Origin of the sequence: Candidatus Rickettsia colombianensi (genome assembly GCF_003664375.1) — a bacterium.
GTDB lineage: Bacteria > Pseudomonadota > Alphaproteobacteria > Rickettsiales > Rickettsiaceae > Rickettsia > Rickettsia tamurae.
Window position 1 is genome coordinate 1 of the sequence record NZ_RAQN01000007.1, and the last position, 16,834, is coordinate 16,834.

A 16,834-nucleotide genomic window follows, 5' to 3' on the forward strand; every position below is an offset into this window, starting at 1 on the left:
GTTATGGTGGTATAGCGATTATCATTGCCAAAAATTGTAGTAAATTAGTAAAAACAATAGATTGTAAACCGCCTATTGTAGTATATATAAGTACTATACTATAACTTAAAATTACCCCATTTACATAATTTATTTCTAAGATATATTGAAAAATATAGCCGCTTACGCTTATTTGAGCAGCCAAAAACCCCACTGAAACAATGACTGAGCTAACACCGCCGATAAAACGACCGATATTACCGTAATATGTACTCATAATGTCGCCGATACTTTCAGCTCCGTAATGTTTGGCAATTAAAGGCACTATATAGATCGCAATTAATATATCTATAGGTATTGTAAGTATAAGAGCGTAAGCATAATATTCATGCCCCAAAAAAGCCTTTTCCATAATGCCGAAAGTGGTAGCTCCTCCGACAGAGCTTGCAAATATCGTAGCTATTAATAACAGCTTACTATTTTTCGCTTTACTTTCGACATTTGCATAGTTCTTAAAACTAATATGTTTAGCTCGGTAATATATACCAATGAGTAGAATAGATATTAGATATATGAATACAATAACATTATCTATAGGTATTTTAAGCATAAATTAGGTTAAGTTTTTAAATGACATTCACTATAGGTTATTATTTTTTAATATACTATAATTAATTTAAACTTCAGATGCAGCACCTAAAATGGTAGTACTATATTTTTCATAAATATCTTTATCAGGATTATATATATATATTATCTTGATGCTCTATAAACTTATTTTCTTTTTTACTTAATAGCTCCATTGGCGTATAAGTGTTATCATTATCTTGGTCTAAAGTTTTTTTACTATTTTTACAATATTCTTGTATTTTTAAAATAGCTAATATAGCAAAAATTACACAACAAATTGTTACTACTCCGTCTTTAGTGAATGATAAAAATGTTGAAGTAATTGAAGAATTACCGGACGGCATGTTTGAATCTTCTTTATCGAACATCATAAACCTGGCAGCAGTATGTATTGTTGGTCCTAAAGCATATGAAGTAAAGTTTCTTAAATTAGCTTCAAAGTTAGCATTAATAATACGATCTTCAGTAGTATTAAAGCCTATAAAAGCCGGTATATTTGAATCTTTTATTATATTTCCGATAACATCGTATAGCTCGCCGAAAATAGAAATCGTATTATTTGAGAATATTTCAAAACTATCATTAAATATAAAGCTTATTTTGTATCCGTCTTTTATTATAGAGTTAATAGTATGTTTAGCTTCTTTCGGACATTTTCTCATTAAAATTCTTGCCCAGTTATGAATTCTATAATTTGCGTTGTCTTCACATTCTTCAAAATCTATAAGGGTATTAGTAGTATTATCTTTCATAAATGCATGATAGGGTACGGAAGTAAATAGTTTGTCGCCAATATTAAACAAATAAGGTAAAGGAAAGTTTGGTTGATAACTTCCGAGTGATCTAAGTATCGTGGCTATACATTCAAATTGCGGCATAATTAACCTTTATTTATGTTCAAAACAGAGTAATCATTAATAAAAATTAATAAATCAATATTTTTATATATTAAGCTTTAATTGTATGTACAGAATATTTAGATATGTAAGTATCGCAAGTTAATAAGGTTAAGCCTTCTACTATTGCTTGGGCTATCAATAGTCTATCAAACGGGTCTTTATGATATAAAGGTAAATTTGCAATATAAGTGCTATGTGCTATAGAAATCGGTAATTTTTGAAATTCATTAGCCTCAATGGCTTTTTCTAGGTCATTTGGAGCTTCTAGTTTTCCTAAAGATTTTTTAATAGTAATCTCCCATGTATTTACACTGCTTACGAAAAATTATTAGGATTAGCTATAATTTCTGCTATTTTATGCGGCAAGGTTTTATCATTATTTAGCCACTGCAATAAAATATGTGTATCTAATAGGTATTTCATCTGAGACAATTACTTAAAAAAAATCCATAAAATCCTCTTTTACAACAACTTTACCTTCCCAATAGCCGGGTTTACGCCGTTGTTTCTTAGGATTATATTGTATAAGTTTGACGGTAGGCTTGCCTGATTTACATATCATTATTTCTTCGCCGTTTGCAGCTAATTTTATTAATTCGGATAAATGAGTTTTTGCATTGTGAATGTTAACTATTTGCATTTTAAACCTTTAATTTTTTAACTGATTTAAACTAGCTTAGTTTAAAATATATGTCAGGATTTTAAATGTTAAGTTATTAGGGCATTGTAAAATAAAGAATGATATCGTCATTGCGAGAGACTGAAAGGAGCGTGGCAATCTCAGGATTTTGGCACGAGATTGCTTCGTCAATTGCTATGCAATTTCCTCGCAATGACGGAAGAACCGATCCATGCAACAATGCCAGTTCGCAATGACAATAAAGACACAAGTTAATAATTTAACTCCTACCTGTTAAAAACGCTTGACTACGTTATATTCCTATAATATCCTATAATTTTCCATTAAATCCCAAATTAACCCAAATTATACCAATGAATGTATTTTTATCTAAGTATGTAAATGGTGTTGATAAAAAGAGTAGGGTGTCGGTGCCGGCGAATTACCGTGCGGTACTAGGGAAAGAATTATTTAACGGTGTGATTGCTTATCCGTCGATTAGGAATAATTGTATTGAAGCATGCGGTATTTCGCATATCGAGAAATTAAGGCAGATGATAGAGACACTTGATCCTTATTCCGAGGAGCGTGATGCCTTTGAGACTATGATATTCGGGGAAGCAGTGCAGCTTTCCTTTGATGGTGAGGGAAGAGTTATATTGCCGCAATCTTTAATGAAGCATGCAGGAATCGAAGAGCAAGCATGTTTTGTAGGTAAAGGGGTGATTTTTGAGATTTGGCAGCCGCAGAATTTTGAGAAATATTTAAATTCCGCTCAAAAAATTGCTCATGAAAAGCGTTTAACTCTAAAGAATGCTCATTAATGATACAATCTCATGTGTCTGTAATGCTAAATGAAATGTTAGAGGCCTTAAGCCCAAAAGACGGTGAGTCTTATTTAGATTGTACGTTTGGCGCAGGAGGATATAGCAAAGCAATATTAGAAAGCTGTGACTGTTATATCACAGCTTTGGATCGTGATCCGAACGTGATTAAAAGAGCCGAAGAAATTAAGCAAAATTACGGTGAGAGGTTTGAGTTTATAGAAACGAATTTTGCGGATAGTTTTACAAAACTTAAGAAAAAAATTTTTGATGGGATAGTGCTGGATTTAGGCGTTTCATCAATGCAGTTAGATATAGCAGATAGAGGATTTTCGTTTTTGCATGACGGACCGCTTGATATGCGTATGAGTGGGCAGGGACTTAATGCCGAGGAGTTTGTAAATACGGCAGAGGAAAAAGAGCTAGCTGACGTAATTTACAAATACGGAGATGAGAGCTTTTCACGAAGAATTGCTAGGAGAATCGTAGAATATAGAAAAACGGCGAGAATTGATAGTACGGACAGGTTAGCCAAGATTGTTAGAAGTAGTATAAGATTTAGAAAAGGCAAAATTGATCCTGCCACTAAAACCTTTCAAGCCATTAGGATTTATATAAACGATGAGCTTGGGGAGTTAGAGCGGTTTTTAGCAAATGTAAAAAATATATTAAAGAAAGACGGACGTTTAGTTGTGGTGTCTTTTCACTCTTTAGAAGACAGGATAGTTAAGAATTTCTTTAAAGAAAATTCAGAAAAGCCGGTAGCAAGGTCAAAATATGCTAAAGACGATATGGCAATTGATCCAGATAAATGGCTTAAGATTATTACTAACAAAGCTCTAGCACCGTCAGATAAAGAAGTAGGACTAAATATTAGAGCGAGATCGGCAAAACTTCGAGCAGCAAAAGCGATATATGAGTAATTAATTATGAGTATAAGAAAGTTTCACTATTTAACATTATTGATAACAATTATAGCAATATGTAGTTTGTTCAGCATAAAGGAGCGAGTCTCAACTCTTGATTATCAATTAAGTAGCGTTGTAAAACAGATAAATAGTGAGAATAATAATATTCATATTTTAAAAGCAGAGCAAACTTATCTACTTTTGCCGGCTAGATTGGAAAAACTTGCGGCAGCTTATTTAAAATTAGAAACAGTTAAATCTTATCAAATGATAAAAGATCCGTTAGGGCCAAATATCGATCAAAATATTAAATTTAATCATAATATTAGTATTTCAAAGAGTAGTAAATGGCGTTACAAAAGAATTACGAATAATAAGTATATACAGACTGTTTCGAGTAGGACGAAGCCTTAAACGTCATTGCAAGCGGACATTGTTGCGTGGACCGGTAAAACCCACTGTGTCACCTCGTGGCTTGACCACGGGGTCTATAAAAACAATAAAAAATACTAATAATTTTAGTATTTTTAACTGGATCCCGTGGTCAAGCCACGGGATGACAGAGGTGAAATTGATCCACGCAACAATGCCTCCTCTCATGACGGGATCGCTACCCACTTAAAACACCATAAATAACATATGAAACAAATTTTGGAAAAATGGAAACCTGCAATTAAAAGTCTGATAATTTGGAATGTTTGTAGTAAAAATACAAAAATCCGATTATTAATGGTTATTTGTGGCTTTTCTTTTCTTTTTTGTACTTTATCTTACCGGTTAATAATCGTTGCTACAAATGTTTACGATAAAAACCAAAATTCTTTTAAAAAAAATCATCAATTTAGAAAAGAAATAGTTGATCGAAACGATAATTTATTAGCTGTTAACCTACCCTCAGCATCATTATTTGCTAATCCACAAATAGTACTTGATCCTGAAACTTCCGTAAAAAAGCTAGCAGAAATTCTACCTGATATTAATAAGGCTAAATTACTTGCAGAACTGAAGTCAAATAAAAGCTTTATATGGGTAAAAAGAGATTTATTACCTAGTCAGCAAGAAAAGATAACTAGCCTTGGGTTACTTGGTTTTGAATTTGAAGAAGAGCAGAAACGAATTTATACATTTTCTAATTTATTGTCGCATGTTGTCGGTTATGTAGGTAGAGATTCGGTAGGGCTTAGTGGCTTAGAACTCGCTTACGATAAATATTTAACTAATTCCGATTATGAATTAAACGAACCAAAGAATCGGAAAGAACCACTTCAATTATCTATTGATATCAGATTACAAAGTATTTTAAGTGAAGAGATTGATAAAACTTTAAAGCAATTTAAGGCTATAGGAGCAGTAGGTATTATTGCTGATCCAAATAACGGCGAGATTTTAGCATTAGTAAATAAGCCTGATTTCGATCCTCATCATCCGAGTTTAGCAAAACCGGAAGAGTTGTTTAATATAGCAAGTCTCGGCATTTACGAAATGGGTTCGGTATTTAAGGCATTAACTATGGCAGTCGGTTTTGATACCGGTGCAATAAATATGAATGATGCTTATGATATAAGCTATATGAAAGTAGGAGGATTCCAGCTTAAGGATTATACGCCAAGGCAAGGGTGGCATAGTGTACCTGAGATTTTTCTATATTCTTCAAATATTGGTACAAGTCAAATTATGCTTGAAATTGGTAAAAGCAATTTTAAAAAATATCTAAAAAAATTAGGTTTATTAGATCAGTTACAAATAGAATTACCTGAACGAGGTACTCCGTTATTTCCTTCCGAGAAAAGATGGAATGAGTTAACTAGTGTTACTATGTCGTACGGCTACGGCATTTCGATTAGTCCTTTGCATTTTGTTAGAGCAATGTTACCGGTTGTTAACGGCGGTACTTTATATGATCTTACTTTATTAAAAAGAAAGGATGAAAAAGTAATAGGTACAAAAGTTTTTAGTGAAAATACCTCTACCCAAATGAAGAAATTATTTAGATCGGTAGTAAAAGAAGGTAACGGTAAAAGAGCAGAGGTCAAAGGCTATCTTATCGGTGGTAAGACCGGTACGGCAGAAAAACTTTCACAAGGTGCAGAGGGTAAAAAGAAATATCTAAAAAATAGTAGAGCTTCATCGTTTTTAGGAGTGCTACCTGCATCTAACCCGCAATATGTTATTTTTATTAGATTTGATGAACCAAAGCCCACTAAAGAAAGCTTTGGCTTTGCAACGGCGAGCTGGACGGCTGCCCCTACTGCCGGTAGAGTGTTTGAACGTATGATATCTTTATATGGTTTAGAGCCGATAGAACAAAGTGAAGAGGAAAATTAAAAATATTACTTAATAACTATAGATTTCATCATTGCGAGCAGGCATTGTTGCGTGGACCGGTAAAACCCACTGTGTCACCTAGTTCGCTTGACCACGGGGTCCATAAAAACAATAAAAAATACTAATCATTTTAGTATTTTTAACTGGATCCCGTGGTCAAGCGAACTAGGTGACACAGTGGGTTTTACCGGTCCACGCAACAATCTCATGAAATAATAACAAACTCCTGAGATTGCTTCGTCAATTACTTTGTAAGTTCCTCGCAATGACGAAAAAACTGATACATATAATAACTACAAACAAAACACATAACAAAAAACTATTTATGTTAAAGATAAAACAGGAAATATATAAAAATAGCTTACAAATAATATTGAAATTGCTGTTTGCTTTATTATGTTTTTTTATAATATTATTTCCGTTGGTGAGTTATAAAATAAATATTCAAAGCAGAATTTTTCCAGCGATGGAAATTATATTTATTTATTATTTTATGTCGTTATATTCCTTAAATATTTTTAGCATATTTTTCCTCGGTCTATTGATAGATCAAGTAAGCGGTATGCCTATCGGTACAAATTCGTTAGTTTTTTTGTCGGCATATATAATATATAAACTCTCTTCAAAAATTTTTATAGCTAAAAACTATTTAATAAATTTTGTTGTTTTTTGTGTTTATTGTTTATTTATATTGAATTTTAAATATTTACTAGTAACAATCAAGAAGCTAGAAGCAGACGGATATTTAATAATTTTCTTTCAATTTTTAACAACTATATTTTCTTATAATATAATTCGTCTTATACTTGACTCTCCTATGAATTACTTTAAAAAGTATGCTAAATAAAAAAATACTACATGGTGAGTTAATTTCACGAAGGGCCTTTATAATCGGATTAGGTAAACTCGGATTTTTATCACTGCTTGGAATAAGAATGTTTTATTTACAGCTTATTAAAAGTGAAGAATATAAGACTTTATCAGATAAGAATCGTATTAATTTTGTTGTACTTCCTCCTAGTAGAGGAAGAATTTACGATTTAGACGGCAATATTTTAGCTACTAATAAACCATGTTATCAGCTAGTAATAGATAGGAGCATTAATAATAATTATAGGGACGAATTAGAAATAATTAGTAATATTTTAAATTTATCTCCGGAAAAATATAATTATATTAAGCAAAAAATTAAAAAATCTAGTCGCCACACTCCTTTAATAATACTTGATCAGCTTGATTGGCAGCAAGTATCGATGATTGAAGAACAAAAGTATAAACTGGCTTCGATATTTATTGATATAGGATATTTAAGGTTTTATCCTTTTTCAAGCACTACTTCTCATTTAATCGGTTATCTCGGTCAGATAAATGAGCAAGAGAAGCAAGAGTTAAATATACATAGTTTAAGTGATTTTAATATTGGTAAATCCGGTATTGAAAAATATTATGATAACAAGTTACGAGGAGAATTCGGTTATAAAAAAATTGAAGTAAATGCTTACGGTAAGCAGGTAAGAGAAATAGTAGGAACCCCTACTAAATCAGGCGAAGATATGCATTTAAATATCGATGCGTCTCTTCAGGAAAATATACAGCAATATTTAAATCCTAAAGGTTCTTCGGCAATAGTTATGGATACTAGAACTGGAAACATACTAATTTGTGCTTCCACACCGGGTTTTGAATCAAATAATTTCAGTAAATTATCGGAAAATTATTGGCAAAGTTTAATGAGCGATCCTTATAAGCCTTTAATTAATAAGGTAATACAAAGCTCGTATCCCCCAGGTTCGGTTTTTAAAATAATTACCGTACTTGCAGCCCTTGAAGTAGGCATTAATCCTAATAAAACCGTTTTTTGTGACGGTAGCTCTGTTCTTGGTACTAATAGCTTTAGATGTTGGAATCATAGCGGACACGGGACGGTAGATATGATGTCTGCTTTAAAGCATTCTTGTAATATTTATATGTATGAATTAGCAAGAATAGTAGGTCCAGATAAAATTCTTGAAGTTGCAAGAGAATTTGGCCTCGGCTCAAAAACCGGTATTGATTTAGCTCCTGAAAGTAGCGGGTTTGTACCGTCAAAAGAGTGGAAAAAGAAAAAATTAAAGCTTCCTTGGTCAATAGGGGATAGTTTTAATCTAGCAATCGGACAGGGATTTCTAAGGGTGACACCAATGCAGCTTGCAAGGTTTATTACGGCTATTGCAAGTAACGGCAAGCTATATACTCCTAGAATATTAAAAAATGATCCGGAATTTTATAATGTCAATATTAAGCCCGAAAATATCAAAATAATACAAGAAAGCTTGTATAATACCGTTAATGTTGCGGGAGGTACGGCGTATTATAATAGAATTTTAGGCGAAAATAGGCAGCTCGCCGGTAAAACTGGTACTTCCCAAGTACAAGGTAAATTAAATGCTAAAGATGATTTAAGCCGTGATTCTATAGCTTGGGAAAGACGTAATCATGCCTTGTTCTTAGGCTTTGCTCCTTATCACGATCCTCGTTATTCCGTCACCGTCTTTGTTGATCATGGCGGAGGGGGTAGTAAAGCCGCCGCTCCAATAGCTAGAAAAATCATGTCGGATGTGCTGGATAAGTATTTATAGCTTTTTTCAGTATTATGTGTCGTGATGTGTTATCAATTAAATATAGGTCAAAAGATGGCAAGACTTAATTTAAGTATTCCGGACGAACTAAATAATAGTTTAGCATGGTCAGCAAAAAACTTAGACAGATCAAAAGGGTAATATAGTACGTAAGTAAAGCAATTTAATATTATCTACAGGAAATGCAAGAAGAATTGCTTTACAAAGAGTTAACGCCCCTGATTTTAAAACTTATACTACTGATGAAGTTAGGGAATAACATAAACAAGCTATACAATAACGCCTTTAGTCGCTCGCAAGGTATTGTTGCGTGGACCGGTAAAACCCACTGTGTCACCTCGTGGCTTGACCATGGGGTCTATAAAAACAATAAAAAATACTAATAATTTTAGTATTTTTAACTGGATCCCGTGGTCAAGCCACGGGGGATGACATAGGTGAAATTGATCCACGCAATAATGCCCGCTTGCAATGACGATTTGGTATCCACGCAACAATACTATCTTTATGTAATTATATCTTAACTCATATTTAAAAATACTTTATTTAGTAGTTGGTGTTATTAATAACTAGGCTCTGTGAAAGAAAATTAAATTAGTCTATTTTTTGCTGTAAATCATAAGATTTTTTTGAAATAGGAACAACTATCCTCTCAAGAATCTTATTAATTTTCTTCACAAAACCTAGGAATTATTATAGAGGTATATATGTCTAAGAAAAAGCAGGACGATCAAATAATACAAGAATTAGAAGAAAGACTAGCAAAACTTAAAGGCACTCCTCCAACACTTGAAGAATTAGAAGAAAGGTTTGCAAAGCTCCAAGATAGACCTTATATCCCCACAAAAAAATCCGGTAATGAAGTAGACGATCTAATTGAGCAGATGCAATCTGAGCTTAAACTAGAACAAAAAAGTAAAAGCCTCAATGATCAAAAAGACCAAGCAATACGTGATAGGCTAGATAAATTAAGAGAAGACAGCCCTATAACGCAAAAAAAGATACCTATAGATCTTTCTTTTAATGATACTAAATCAATAATTACCGATATTATAGATGCTCAGGCAGATATAGCTAGTTTATATGCTAATCGATCTACCGAGTTAGAAGAGAAAAAAGCATTACTTCATTTAGCTAATAATATAACTGAAGCTAGAGATATTATTAGGGATATACCCCCTATATCTAAAGAACATAAGCCTAAAATATTAGATGTTATCGCTAGTGGGTTAGGTAAATTTTATGAAGGAATAAAGAAAATAGCTTCGTCTGCAGTTAATATTATAAAAGAAATAGGTAGTAGTCTTGTTAATTCGATTAAATCACTTCCTCAAAAATCTTCCAAACAACAAATAAAACAATCTAAAATAAAATTAAAGAAGTTATATAAAACATATGTTGATTTGAAAGGAGTAAAGCCAAAGATAAAAGAAGAGTTTCTTAAAAAACATTATGAGCGAATTGATCAGCTACAAACTCCTAAGGAAATATTTGTAGAAACTGCCAAAATTACTAAATCTATAAGGATAGCCGGAAAACAAAAGATAAATAATCTTAAACAACAACAAATTATCAATAGAATGAAGAAGCAAAGTCCTACTGCTTTTATAAATAATAATTCATTTACACCCTCTAATACACCTACTAATAAAGGAAAATCTTCAAAGAGCAACCAAAGGTAAATTCTATGTCATTCCTGCGGGGTATTGTTCGTGTGGATCAAAAAATGGATTCGGTGTCATACCGTGGCTTGACCACGGTATCCAAAAACAATAAAAAATACTAAAATTATTAGTATTTTTAACTGGATTCCGCGATCAAGTCGTGGAATGACAGCGGTGGAATTGATCCATGCGGGAATGACATACTGAATGTTCGTATAGGGATCAAGGTATTTAAAGATTATCCACCCCTTTCATTCCGCTTGTCTTAGCTCTATCAAATGAAGTATCTTTAATTGTTGCTTCGGTAAAATCGGCATTTGTTAGGTCAGAGTTACTAAAGCCCGCTTGATCAATTTTAGCTGATTTAAATATGCTATCTGTTAATATTGAGTTTGAGAAATCTGTTTTAGTAAGTATTGCAGAAGAAAAATTAGCTTCTTTTAGAATAGAGTTTTTTATTACCGTATTTGTTAAATTAGTATTTTTAAAGATATTATTTGAAAAATCTACTCCATTAAATACTAAACTACTTAAGTCAAGATTTGTTAAATTTATATTTGTTAAGTTAGTTATTTTTTGCAAATCTTTTACCGAACTTATTACTATATTATTTGGTGGAATTTTACTCGAATTATCGCTATTTAAAATAATATTATTAGAAACGTTAGTATTAATAAAACCGGAATATGCTTGGTAGTTAATATTATTTATTTGTGAATTAGAAAGGACGGAGTTAATAACCGTAGTATTTGTTAGATTAGAATTTATTAGAGCGACTTGGTTAAAATTACCTAAAGTAATTTTAACATCTGAAAAATTTACCTTTTGTATTAAAGATTTAGAAAAATTTACATTATTAAATTGCCCGTTAGTTATATTTGAGTTTATTATTTCACTGCTGTTTAAGTCAGTATGAATCACTATAAATTGTTTAAAATCATTATTGCTAAAAATAATATTAGTATAACTAATATTATCTAAAGTAATATTTGAGCCTTTAGTTTTATTAATCCTTACAAAATTAGCATGACTATTTTTTATTGATAAATTATTAAATTTATTATCGTTTAGACTCATATTATTTAATATAGCATTATCGATTTTAAAATGATTTAAAACTGAACTACTAATTGTGCTATTTTGTAAATCACATTTAGTAAGGCTAATATTTTGTAATGTTGAATCTTGAAAGGAAGCGTATGAAAAGAAAGAGTTATTACTTTGTACGTTATTAAAGTTTACTTCATTAAAAATACTTTGTGTGAAGTTGGAATCCTTAATTATTACTGCTGTTAATTTAGTTTGACTTAGGTCACTAGATTCAAAATAATTATTAGTAAAATTGGTATTATTTATTACACTTTTTTCTAAGTCCGTACCGTAAAATATTGAATTTGTTATATTAGTATTTTTAAAGCTATTATTCTTTAGGTTAGCTTTTTGAAAATTAACACCGTCGATAGTATTATTGCTCCATAATACATGACTAAATTTAGAATTTTCAAAGTTGACATTTATTATAGTAGTTTTATTAAAAGCAGTATCACTAAAATTTGATTGAACGAAATTTGTATTTTGTAATGTTATATTGTTAAAAATTGAATCTTGAAAGTCGGAATTATATCCGGAAATATTTTTTATTACCGAATCTGCAAAATTACTTTCTTGAATTATAGCATTTGTAAGTATAGCTTTTTCTAAATTACTACCTGCAAAATCAGCACGTAATATTTCGCAGGAAGTTAAATCTATTCCTGATAAATCTTCATTTATTAGCTTTACTCCTATTAATTTTACTCCTTTTAAATTTGAACCGAACTTCTCTTTAAGGTTCACTTTAAGGTTTTTAGAATTTTGCGATATTATATAATTTTGAATTACCGTGCTTTGGCTATCTGTAAGTAATCCATTTGCATCACGAGTAGATTCGGAACAGTTGCTTAATAACAAATAAATAGTAATTATCGATACGACTTTAAGCATTTGCTTCCTCATATTCTTCTTCATTGATTCTATTTGTAGGAGGTATATGTAAGCTTAATAATTTTAATTTACGATGCAAAGCCGATCTTTCCATACCGACAAATGAGGATGTTTTTGAAATATTATTATTAAAACGACTCATTTGTGCCGATAGATATTGACGTTCAAAAACTTCCCTAGCTTCTCTAAGCGGCATAGATAACATATCAAAGCTATCTTCAAGTTTTGTGAGATTAGCACTATTGGCTAATATTTCCGAAGGTATCATATAAGGTTTGATAATTTCATTATTGCCTGTAGTTAACGGATTCATAATTAAAGTCCATTCAACAACGTTACGTAATTGTCTAATATTGCCTGGCCATTCATAGGATTGAAGAGCTGCAATAGTTTTATCTGCAAAGCTACGCTCTTTTAAACCTGAAAATTTTGAAAGTTGCTTAACAAAATATTTAACGAGTAGCGGTATGTCTTCTTTCCTTTCATATAATGAAGGTACTTTTAGAGAGGATACATTAAGACGATAATATAGATCTTCTAGGAATTTGCCGTTATTAACTTCATCTTGGATATTTTTAGAAGTGCCGGTAATAATTTTTATATCAACTTTAATATTTTTTCCGCAAGGTTTTGTAATAGTTTGATCTTTAAGGAATTTTAATAATTTTACCTGGATAGGAATAGGAATATTACTGACCTCATCTATATATAAAGTACCGTTATTGGCGAATTCTAAGATAGTAGGGCGTTTATTATTATTTTCCTGCTTTTCCGATTCGCCGAATAATTCTTGATTAATTTTTTCTGTAGTCATACAGGTAGGACTGAAAATAATGAATGGATTATTAACCCTTTTAGATTGTTTATGAATTAACCTTGCGGCAAGTTCTTTACCGCTACCGACTTTACCGTGAATCATTATACGACTGCTAGAGCTAGCTGCCTTTTCTATTTCCATTTTATATTTTAAAGTTACCGAACAGCCGCCTACTAATTCAGTTTTATCTATAACCTTTGATTTTAAATCTATATTTTCACGTTTTAATTTCATTACTTCACAAGCTCTTTTAAGTAAAATAACTAATTTATCATTATTAAACGGTTTTTCTATATAATCGTAAGCCCCCATTTTTATAGCATTTACCGCTGTTTCTATAGTGCCATGACCGCTAATAATTATTACCGGCATTAAAGGATAGCGTTTTTTAATTATCTCTAAAATTCCAAGCCCATCAATTTCGCTTCCTTGAAGCCAAATATCAAGTATAACTGCAGAGACCGGTTTTTCGGAAAGTATTTTAAGGGCTTGAGTACTATTAGCGGCAACCTTAGGGTTAAAATCTTCATCTTTCAAATTTGCAGCAATGAGATTTCGTATACTCTCTTCATCGTCTACTATTAAAACATCTAGTTGTGACATTACAATTTACCTTAAAAATATTAATCAAAACCTAAATATATACGTTAATGCCGAATGTAAAAGAAAGCAACATTTTTTATAACATTTTTGTCACAATAGCTATTTAATAGTGTAAAGGTTGGCTAAGATTACATAATATTAAAATTATTTAAGGAATTTTAATTAATTTTATTTGCAGTTTGTAGTGTTATAAATGATTATATATAATGAGTGGTGTGTTGATACCGAAATCGTCATTGCGAGCGACCGTAGGGAGCGTGGCAATCCAGAAAAATCATTTTACTGGATTGCTTCGTCAAAACTTACAGTTTTTCCTCGTAATGACGGAAAAACCGATTTAAAAATTATGCTTAACATCTTTTTAATTATTATTTCATTATTTATTTGCTTAATAACCTACCTATTTATCAGAAAAACGGATATTTTTACAAATTTATTGATTTTAAATAGCTTCACGACTTTAGCGAGTTTATTTATTTGCTGTTTAGGTTTATACTCAGGAAATAGTTCATATTTAGATATAGCAATTATTTATTTTCTTTTAAGCTTTATAGCCACAAACGGTTATTTAAAATATTTCATAAATGAATCGAATGAAAACAAAGCAGATTGATACGATAATCTTAGGATGTGGTTTGAGCGGCATGCTAACGGCACTTTCTTTTGCACAAAAGGGTATAAAAACTACTATATGCGAGAATAAATCGGTAAAAAGCCCGGAGTTTTTTAAAGATATAAGAACTACTGCTTTAACGCCGCATTCTAAAAATTTCTTATTCTCTATTGATATATGGGAAGAGCTTAAGAAGTTTGTGGCAGAAATGCAAGACGTATATGTAGTAGATAATAAGGCTTCAGAGATATTAGACTTACGAAATGATGATGCTGTACTTGGATATGTGGTTAAGAATAGCAATTTTAAAAAAATATTATTGTCAAAAGTAACTAATAATCCGTTGATAACCTTAATTGATAATAATGAATATCAAGAAGTTATAAGTCATAGTGATTATTCAATTATAAAATTTGATGATAAACAAATTAAATGTAATTTATTAATTATATGTGACGGAGTAAATTCAAAAGTAAGATCTCATTATTTCGCTAATGAAATTGAAAAACCTTATCAAACAGCTCTTACATTTAATATTAAGCATGAAAAGCCGCATGAAAATTGTGCTATGGAGCATTTTTTGCCGCTTGGTCCTTTTGCTTTGTTACCTTTAAAAGATCAATATAGCTCTTCCGTAATATGGTCAACTTCTGCTAGTCAAGCTGCTTTAATTGTTAATTTGCCTATAGAAGAAGTCAGGTTTTTAACTCAAAGAAATGCCGGTAATTCCTTAGGTAAAATTACTATTGATAACGAGATTAGTAGCTTCCCGTTAAAAGCCCGTATAGCAAATAGATATTTTCATAACCGTATAGTTCTTATTGCAGATACTGCCCACACAGTACATCCGCTCGCCGGACAAGGGCTTAATCAAGGTATAAAAGATATAGAGACTTTGAGCATAATCGTTAGTAATAATGGTACATTACAAGAATATCAAAAGCTAAGGCAAGACGATAATTTTATTATGTATAAGCTGACTGATGAGTTAAATAATATTTTCTCAAATTATTCCAAAAATTTAAGATGTATAAGACAAATAGGGTTTAAGGCGATAAGTAATTTTAAACCTATAAAAAACTTGATTACTAGCTATGCGATGGGAAGACGATAAGATGTTAGTTTTTGTTGTTATACAGTGGCTTGACCACGGTATCCAGTAAAAACATCAAAGAATACACGCTATAAGTTGTTTTTCTAGATACCGTGGTCAAGCCACTGTATGAGATAGGAGTGTTAATACCTAAAAAAGTTAGAGAGCATTCATGAGTAAAGAAAATTTAAGCAGTAACTATTAATACTCCTGAAGAAGGAATAAAAAATGCAGCAGAAGATAATAAGCTTAAATCTTCAATAAAGACCCCTGAAAGAGTAGAGCCTTTAGAAGCAGCACAAACAAAAGCTTCTGAGCCTTCACAGGAACGGCAATCGCAAAATAAGCCAGCAGGAAAAAGAATGCTGAAAGAGGATACGGCACTTTACGGTGCTAGAGTTGCTCGTGCCGGAATTGCTATGGGTGGGGTAGCTGTAGAAGTAGTAAAGGGAGTTAAGTTAGTAAAGTTGCCATTACCCATGATCTTACTCATATAGCAGATGGAGTAGTTAATGTCGGAGAAAAAGTAGCAAAAGCTTATGATCCGGTTGATAAACTTCAGCAAGGTGCAAAAATTCAAGAAAAAGGTCCCCCAAGTTCCGGTTTAGCTGATAAGGCATTAAATAAAATCAGGACACTACCCGGTGGTGAAACTGCAGCAAATGTTCTAGAGAAAACATATAAAACATTAGGTAGTAAAGCAGTAAGACGTGCGGCTAGAATTGACGGCGTCGCAGTATCGTTAGTCCTTAATCCCACTCCCGTTGGGGTTGGGCTTGCTGCACTTTCTTTATTAGCTGTTGCTTACAATGTTGGAAAAGAAATTTTAGAAGTAAAAGAAAATAAAGTGTTTAGATAGAAAGAAAAAAACTTTAGAAAATATTAAAGCTAATTATGTGAAGCAAGCAGAGTTAGTAGTTACTACTCAAATAGATAAAGCAAAAGATAGCCCTGAACTTAAAAATTTCTTGGATACTCAATTACCTAAAATTTACCAAGAAAAAGTTGAACCTAAAAAATTAAATACAATTAGAACTAAAGAGATTTTAAAAGCAATACGAGATACTACCTTAGAGACGGTATCTTTAGTAGCACAAGCAAGCTCTGTAGGCGGTGTTATAGGTGGTTTGGTAGCAGGTACTATGGATGGAGGAGCTAATGTAATAGGTGAAGGAGATGCTAATTTAGTGCGTATGGAGCGACACAAAGATAAAATAAATCAAATAAATAGTTTAAAAACATCAATACATCAATAGGAA

At 31.7% G+C, this 16,834-nt stretch carries 17 protein-coding genes and 4 pseudogenes; 14 read left to right on the forward strand and 7 right to left on the reverse strand.

Going from position 1 to position 16,834, the window contains the following annotated elements; genetic code table 11:
- Window positions 1-7 precede the first annotated feature (7 nt).
- The 4 genes and pseudogenes from D6968_RS01480 to D6968_RS01495 all read right to left on the reverse strand — a co-directional run.
- Window positions 8-589: pseudogene (locus D6968_RS01480) on the reverse strand (sodium:solute symporter family transporter); the annotation flags it as partial.
- Between the two features lie 130 nt (window positions 590-719).
- Window positions 720-1,487 (reverse strand): hypothetical protein, encoded by a 768-nt coding sequence (locus D6968_RS01485; protein WP_121542926.1) that lies wholly within the window; start codon window positions 1,485-1,487, stop codon window positions 720-722.
- A gap of 70 nt (window positions 1,488-1,557) precedes the next feature.
- Complete coding sequence (locus tag D6968_RS06600) at window positions 1,558-1,803, reverse strand: type II toxin-antitoxin system VapC family toxin (RefSeq protein ID WP_218564469.1); 246 nt, start codon at window positions 1,801-1,803, stop codon at window positions 1,558-1,560.
- A gap of 141 nt (window positions 1,804-1,944) precedes the next feature.
- A complete protein-coding gene (locus D6968_RS01495) occupies window positions 1,945-2,148 on the reverse strand; it encodes a type II toxin-antitoxin system Phd/YefM family antitoxin (RefSeq protein WP_121542928.1) in 204 nt (67 codons plus the stop codon).
- A gap of 353 nt (window positions 2,149-2,501) precedes the next feature.
- Between D6968_RS01495 and mraZ the strand changes: the two genes are divergently transcribed.
- From mraZ to mrdA, 8 genes and pseudogenes are all read left to right on the forward strand, one after another.
- Window positions 2,502-2,951: a division/cell wall cluster transcriptional repressor MraZ gene (mraZ, locus tag D6968_RS01500; protein WP_121542930.1), complete on the forward strand. Its 450-nt coding sequence runs from the start codon at window positions 2,502-2,504 to the stop codon at window positions 2,949-2,951.
- Entirely contained in the window at window positions 2,951-3,874 is a 924-nt protein-coding gene (gene rsmH / locus D6968_RS01505; protein ID WP_121542932.1) for a 16S rRNA (cytosine(1402)-N(4))-methyltransferase RsmH, read from the forward strand. Before mraZ ends, rsmH begins: the two co-directional genes overlap by 1 nt.
- 6 nt (window positions 3,875-3,880) lie before the next feature.
- Window positions 3,881-4,273 carry a cell division protein FtsL gene (ftsL, locus tag D6968_RS01510; protein ID WP_121542934.1) on the forward strand — a complete coding sequence of 131 codons (393 nt, stop codon included), beginning with the start codon at window positions 3,881-3,883 and terminating at the stop codon, window positions 4,271-4,273.
- A gap of 10 nt (window positions 4,274-4,283) precedes the next feature.
- Window positions 4,284-4,451 (forward strand): annotated as a pseudogene (locus D6968_RS06605) (tRNA lysidine(34) synthetase TilS); the annotation flags it as partial.
- 47 nt (window positions 4,452-4,498) lie between these two features.
- The gene (locus D6968_RS01520) at window positions 4,499-6,184 is read left to right on the forward strand and encodes a peptidoglycan D,D-transpeptidase FtsI family protein (RefSeq protein ID WP_121542938.1); all 1,686 of its coding nucleotides are present in this window, start codon (window positions 4,499-4,501) and stop codon (window positions 6,182-6,184) included.
- An 87-nt stretch (window positions 6,185-6,271) separates the two neighbouring features.
- Complete coding sequence (locus tag D6968_RS06195) at window positions 6,272-6,400, forward strand: hypothetical protein (RefSeq protein WP_281269430.1); 129 nt, start codon at window positions 6,272-6,274, stop codon at window positions 6,398-6,400.
- A 109-nt stretch (window positions 6,401-6,509) separates the two neighbouring features.
- Complete coding sequence (locus tag D6968_RS01525) at window positions 6,510-7,031, forward strand: hypothetical protein (RefSeq protein WP_121543118.1); 522 nt, start codon at window positions 6,510-6,512, stop codon at window positions 7,029-7,031.
- Window positions 7,021-8,802, forward strand: coding sequence for a penicillin-binding protein 2 (gene mrdA, locus D6968_RS01530; RefSeq protein WP_121542940.1), 1,782 nt, complete (start codon window positions 7,021-7,023; stop codon window positions 8,800-8,802). The genes D6968_RS01525 and mrdA overlap by 11 nt, the downstream gene beginning before the upstream one ends.
- A gap of 269 nt (window positions 8,803-9,071) precedes the next feature.
- Here the strand turns inward: mrdA and D6968_RS05080 are convergent, their stop codons facing one another.
- A complete protein-coding gene (locus D6968_RS05080) occupies window positions 9,072-9,299 on the reverse strand; it encodes a hypothetical protein (RefSeq protein WP_177717157.1) in 228 nt (75 codons plus the stop codon).
- Between the two features lie 210 nt (window positions 9,300-9,509).
- Here D6968_RS05080 and D6968_RS01540 point away from each other — a divergent pair, with 210 nt between their 5' ends.
- Window positions 9,510-10,484, forward strand: coding sequence for an AAA family ATPase (locus D6968_RS01540; RefSeq protein WP_121542942.1), 975 nt, complete (start codon window positions 9,510-9,512; stop codon window positions 10,482-10,484).
- A 213-nt stretch (window positions 10,485-10,697) separates the two neighbouring features.
- Here the strand turns inward: D6968_RS01540 and D6968_RS01550 are convergent, their stop codons facing one another.
- Both D6968_RS01550 and D6968_RS01555 read right to left on the reverse strand, forming a co-directional pair.
- Window positions 10,698-12,449 carry a pentapeptide repeat-containing protein gene (locus D6968_RS01550; protein WP_121542944.1) on the reverse strand — a complete coding sequence of 584 codons (1,752 nt, stop codon included), beginning with the start codon at window positions 12,447-12,449 and terminating at the stop codon, window positions 10,698-10,700.
- Window positions 12,442-13,869, reverse strand: a complete 1,428-nt coding sequence (locus D6968_RS01555) for a sigma-54-dependent transcriptional regulator (protein WP_121542946.1) — start codon at window positions 13,867-13,869, stop codon at window positions 12,442-12,444. Before D6968_RS01555 ends, D6968_RS01550 begins: the two co-directional genes overlap by 8 nt.
- A gap of 346 nt (window positions 13,870-14,215) precedes the next feature.
- On the opposite strand from D6968_RS01555, the gene D6968_RS01560 reads away from it, so the two are divergent.
- The 5 genes and pseudogenes from D6968_RS01560 to D6968_RS01585 all read left to right on the forward strand — a co-directional run bounded on the left by D6968_RS01560 (window position 14,216) and on the right by D6968_RS01585 (window position 16,831).
- Entirely contained in the window at window positions 14,216-14,482 is a 267-nt protein-coding gene (locus D6968_RS01560; protein WP_008580390.1) for a monovalent cation/H+ antiporter complex subunit F, read from the forward strand.
- A complete protein-coding gene (gene ubiH / locus D6968_RS01565; RefSeq protein ID WP_121542948.1) occupies window positions 14,454-15,596 on the forward strand; it encodes a 2-octaprenyl-6-methoxyphenyl hydroxylase in 1,143 nt (380 codons plus the stop codon). Before D6968_RS01560 ends, ubiH begins: the two co-directional genes overlap by 29 nt.
- 151 nt (window positions 15,597-15,747) lie before the next feature.
- Window positions 15,748-16,007, forward strand: a pseudogene (locus D6968_RS01575) (hypothetical protein).
- 142 nt (window positions 16,008-16,149) lie between these two features.
- Window positions 16,150-16,444, forward strand: a pseudogene (locus tag D6968_RS06420) (hypothetical protein); the annotation flags it as partial.
- Between the two features lie 27 nt (window positions 16,445-16,471).
- Window positions 16,472-16,831: a hypothetical protein gene (locus tag D6968_RS01585; RefSeq protein ID WP_121542952.1), complete on the forward strand. Its 360-nt coding sequence runs from the start codon at window positions 16,472-16,474 to the stop codon at window positions 16,829-16,831.
- Window positions 16,832-16,834 lie beyond the last annotated feature (3 nt).

Excerpts from the sequence above, each read along its gene's own strand:
- D6968_RS01485 (WP_121542926.1), bottom strand. The coding sequence starts at position 1,487 with ATGCCGCAATTTGAATGTATAGCCACGATACTTAGATCACTCGGAAGT.
- D6968_RS01495 (WP_121542928.1), bottom strand. The coding sequence starts at position 2,148 with ATGCAAATAGTTAACATTCACAATGCAAAAACTCATTTATCCGAATTA.
- mraZ (WP_121542930.1), top strand. The coding sequence starts at position 2,502 with ATGAATGTATTTTTATCTAAGTATGTAAATGGTGTTGATAAAAAGAGT.
- rsmH (WP_121542932.1), top strand. The coding sequence starts at position 2,951 with ATGATACAATCTCATGTGTCTGTAATGCTAAATGAAATGTTAGAGGCC.
- ftsL (WP_121542934.1), top strand. The coding sequence starts at position 3,881 with ATGAGTATAAGAAAGTTTCACTATTTAACATTATTGATAACAATTATA.
- D6968_RS01520 (WP_121542938.1), top strand. The coding sequence starts at position 4,499 with ATGAAACAAATTTTGGAAAAATGGAAACCTGCAATTAAAAGTCTGATA.
- D6968_RS01525 (WP_121543118.1), top strand. The coding sequence starts at position 6,510 with ATGTTAAAGATAAAACAGGAAATATATAAAAATAGCTTACAAATAATA.
- mrdA (WP_121542940.1), top strand. The coding sequence starts at position 7,021 with ATGCTAAATAAAAAAATACTACATGGTGAGTTAATTTCACGAAGGGCC.
- D6968_RS01540 (WP_121542942.1), top strand. The coding sequence starts at position 9,510 with ATGTCTAAGAAAAAGCAGGACGATCAAATAATACAAGAATTAGAAGAA.
- D6968_RS01550 (WP_121542944.1), bottom strand. The coding sequence starts at position 12,449 with ATGCTTAAAGTCGTATCGATAATTACTATTTATTTGTTATTAAGCAAC.
- D6968_RS01555 (WP_121542946.1), bottom strand. The coding sequence starts at position 13,869 with ATGTCACAACTAGATGTTTTAATAGTAGACGATGAAGAGAGTATACGA.
- D6968_RS01560 (WP_008580390.1), top strand. The coding sequence starts at position 14,216 with ATGCTTAACATCTTTTTAATTATTATTTCATTATTTATTTGCTTAATA.
- ubiH (WP_121542948.1), top strand. The coding sequence starts at position 14,454 with ATGAATCGAATGAAAACAAAGCAGATTGATACGATAATCTTAGGATGT.